Genomic DNA, 1,518 nt, shown 5'->3' on the forward strand with positions numbered 1-1,518 from the left:
GTGAACGCTCGATCCGATCGGGTAGTAGGTAAGCGATGGGGTGACGCAGGAAGGTAGTCCAGCCCAGGCGATGGTTGTTCCTGGGGTAAGCATGTAGGGAGTGAGGTAGGCAAATCCGCCTCGCATATATCCTGAGATGTGATGCCGAGCCGATTGTGGTGAAGTGGATGATCCTATGCTGCCGAGAAAAGCCTCTAGCGAGTGTTGTGGCGGCCCGTACCCTAAACCGACTCAGGTGGTCAGGTAGAGAATACTAAGGCGATCGGGTGAACTGTGGTTAAGGAACTCGGCAAATTGCCCCCGTAACTTCGGGAGAAGGGGGACCTCTGCTGGTGATGAGTCTTGCACTCGGAGCTGGTGGGGGTCGCAGTGGCCAGGGGGAAGCGACTGTTTACTAAAAACACAGGTCCGTGCGAAGTCGTAAGACGATGTATACGGACTGACGCCTGCCCGGTGCCGGAACGTTAAGGGGACCGCTTAGTTGTGGTGACACAGCGAAGGTGAGAACTTAAGCGCCGGTAAACGGCGGTGGTAACTATAACCATCCTAAGGTAGCGAAATTCCTTGTCGGGTAAGTTCCGACCTGCACGAATGGCGTAACGACTTCCCCGCTGTCTCAACCGCAGACCCGGCGAAATTGCACTACGAGTAAAGATGCTCGTTACGCGCAGCAGGACGGAAAGACCCCGGGACCTTCACTACAGCTTGACATTGGCGTTTGGAACGTCTTGTGTAGGATAGGTGGGAGACTGGGAAGCTCGGACGCTAGTTCGGGTGGAGTCATTGGTGAAATACCACTCTGGTCGTTTTGAACGTCTAACTCTGGTCCGTGATCCGGATCGGGGACAGTGTCTGGTGGGTAGTTTAACTGGGGCGGTTGCCTCCTAAAAGGTAACGGAGGCGCCCAAAGGTTCCCTCAGCCTGGTTGGCAATCAGGTGTTGAGTGTAAGTGCACAAGGGAGCTTGACTGTGAGACTGACGGGTCGAGCAGGAGCGAAAGCTGGGACTAGTGATCCGGCATCGGCATGTGGAAGCGGTGTCGCTCAACGGCTAAAAGGTACCCCGGGGATAACAGGCTGATCTTCCCCAAGAGTCCATATCGACGGGATGGTTTGGCACCTCGATGTCGGCTCGTCGCATCCTGGGGCTGGAGTAGGTCCCAAGGGTTGGGCTGTTCGCCCATTAAAGCGGTACGCGAGCTGGGTTTAGAACGTCGCGAGACAGTTCGGTCCCTATCCGCTGCGCGCGCAGGAGACTTGAAAGGAGCTGTCCCTAGTACGAGAGGACCGGGACGGACGAACCTCTGGTGTGCCAGTTGTACCGCCAGGTGCACGGCTGGTTGGCTACGTTCGGAAGGGATAACCGCTGAAAGCATCTAAGCGGGAAGCTCGCCTTGAGATGAGGTCTCCCACCACGTGAGTGGGTAAGGCTCCCGGTAGACGACCGGGTTGATAGGCCGGAGGTGGAAGCACGGTAACGTGTGGAGCTGACCGGTACTAATAGGCCGAGGACTTGACC

General features: G+C 56.9%; 1 rRNA gene (running past one end of the window). It reads left to right on the forward strand.

Annotation, left to right across the window (positions count from 1 at the left end):
- Positions 1-1,518 (forward strand): 23S ribosomal RNA (locus ACWCSU_RS52650); its annotated part reaches 1,377 nt to the left of the window's first position; the annotation flags it as partial.

It is taken from the genome of Nonomuraea sp. NPDC001699 (genome assembly GCF_053596455.1).